Origin of the sequence: Bradyrhizobium sp. 76 (assembly GCF_023073025.1) — a bacterium.
GTDB lineage: Bacteria > Pseudomonadota > Alphaproteobacteria > Rhizobiales > Xanthobacteraceae > Bradyrhizobium.
Genome location: NZ_JADPIS010000007.1, coordinates 1 through 2496 on the forward strand (window position 1 = coordinate 1; position 2496 = coordinate 2496).

At 63.4% G+C, this 2496-nt stretch carries 1 protein-coding gene and 1 pseudogene; both read right to left on the bottom strand.

Annotated elements, in window-relative coordinates:
• Positions 1 to 97 precede the first annotated feature (97 nt).
• On the bottom strand, positions 98 to 859 hold the full coding sequence (istB, locus tag IVB48_RS00135; RefSeq protein ID WP_247396260.1) for an IS21-like element helper ATPase IstB: 762 nt from the start codon (positions 857 to 859) through the stop codon (positions 98 to 100).
• 15 nt (positions 860 to 874) lie between these two features.
• Positions 875 to 2412: pseudogene (gene istA, locus IVB48_RS00140) on the bottom strand (IS21 family transposase).
• Between the last annotated feature and the right edge of the window lie 84 nt (positions 2413 to 2496).

Here is a 2496-nt window from a genome sequence, read left to right on the forward strand (position 1 = left end):
TGCGGATTTCGCTGATGGTGAGCGGTGATTTCACGCGATGGTGAGCAGGCATTTCGCGCGATCGTGAGCAGCCGCTTTGGCCGACATGGTGATTGGGTCAGGGGTTTGAGTTGGCGTCAAGAGTTTGATTGCGGGCGTTTTGTTTTCGCATGCTTTCTCCGGAGAGTTGAAGGCGGTGAGCGTTGTGAACGAGGCGGTCCAGGATGGCGTCGCCGAGGGTTGGGTCGCCGATAACGTCGTGCCAATGTTCGACGGGGACCTGGCTGGTGACGATGGTGGAGGCGCGACCGTGGCGATCGTCGAGGATCTCCAGAAGGTCGCGCTGTTCGGGCGGATTTAGAACTGACAGGCCCCAATCATCGAGGATCAGGAGTTGAACGCGGCCGATGGTTTTAAGCAGTCGGCCATATCGGCCGTCGCCGCGAGCCAGGGCAAGTGCCTCGAACAGACGCGGGACGCGATGATACTGGACCGAACGATTGTCGCGGCAGGCCTTGTGGCCGAGGGCGCAGGCAATCCAACTCTTGCCGAGCCCGGTTGCCCCTGTGACGAGCAGGTTCTCGTTGCGGTCGATCCAGTCGCCGCCGACGAGCCTGGCGAAGACGGCGCGATCGATACCGCGTGGCGTGCGCAAATCGACGTCTTCCACGCATGCGCTCTGGCGCAACGCGGCGAACTTGAGACGGGTCGTGAGACGTTTGGTGTCGCGCTCGGCGGCTTCGCGATCGACCAGCAATCCGACGCGCTCCTCGAACGACAGGGCATCGAGATCCGGTGATCGTCGCTGCTCCTGGAGGGCCTTGGCCATTCCGGTCAAGCCGAGCGTAATCAGCCGTTCATGGGTCGGATGTGTCAGCATTGGGGGGTCTCCCTATCAGTGGAAATAGCCCTGACCGCGGATGTTGCCGTGGCGCAGGGGCTGGTGGTCGGACGTCTCGTCGAGAAAAGCGCGATCAAGGCCGCTCTTGAGGATCGAACGGATCGAGGCGACGGAGCGAGCCTTGATCAGGATGCCGCGTCGGCAGGCGGCATCGACACGCGCGTTGTCGTAGCTCCTGGCCAGCGACAGGATACCGAGGCAGGTGCGAAAGCCTTGCTCGGGATGCGGCCGGGCCGTGATGACGGCCTGGAAAAACGCCGCGGCAGAGGGACCGATCTTCTCGCCGGCAGCGATCAATCCTCCCGGCGTCCATTTGCCGTAGCGGCGGTGGGCGCTCGGCATATGATCGGCGATGGTGGTATGGCCACGCCGGTTGGGCGCGCGGGCGTGGCTGGCGATCCTCTGTCCCTTGTGGAAGACCTCGATGGTCTTGTCGGCGATGCGGACATCGACGAGTTCACGGATCAGCCGATAAGGGGTGGAATACCAATGGCCGTCGATCTCGACATGATAGTCGGGCGCGACGCGGCAACGCTTCCAGCGCGCAAAGACGTAGGCTGGTCCGGCAGTTCTCCCAGCTTGGGACGATCGATCTCGGCGAACAGCTCGGTCCGGCTGGAGCCAAAACCGCGCATCTGGCGGGCGTTGAGTTCGACGACGAGGCCGCGGATGGCCGCATTGAGCTCCGCCAGGGAAAAGAAGCGCTGGTTGCGCAGGCGAGCCAGGATCCAGCGCTGGGCGATCTGGACGGCGACCTCAACCTTGGCCTTGTCCTTTGGCCGCCTCGGCCTCGCCGCCAGGATCGCGGTGCCGTAATGCCCGGCCATCTCGGCATAGGTTCGGTTGATCCCGGGATCGTAGCGATCGGGGTTGGTCACGGCGGCCTTGAGATTATCGCAGACCACGAACTTCGGCACGCCGCCGAGATACCTGAACAGGTTGGCATGCACGCCGATCCAGTCGGACAGGCTCTCGCTTGGGTAGGCCTCGGCGTAGGTGTAGTTCGAGGCCCCCATCGCCGCGACGAACAGCTTCATGGCGCGCACTTCGCCGGTGATGGGATCGAAGATGTCGATGGTGTCGCCAGCGAAATCGACGAACACCTTCTCCCCACCGATGTGGGTCTGACGCATGCTCGGCTGCGCCCGCTGCTTCCAGGCCTCGAAAGTCGTGCAAAACCAGGTATAGCCAAAGCCGTCTGGATTGGCGGCGCGATACTCTTCCCACAACAGCAGGCGTGTCACGCTGCGCCGGCGTAGCTCCTTCTCCACATAAACCCAGTCGGGGGACGGTCGTCGGTCGCTTTGCGAGGCAGCCTTTGGCGCCGGGAACAGCAGCAGCTCCAGGCCCTCGTCATCCATGCCCTCCGGCAGCGGCCAGCTCAGCCCGGCAAGGCGGGCGCGACGCACGTAGCCATGCACGACACCATTGCTCACTCCCAACGTCCGCGCGATGACGCGCTCGGTCAGGCCCTGATGCCTCAAACGTAGAACTACTCGGATCCGGCGCATCGACAATCTCTGGGTAGGCATCAGGCTTCCTCATTGGTTGAATGAGAAACCCGTAGCCCGGTTGAGTTGTCGGCCGAAGCGTCCGGCACCGCCAAACGGTGCTCA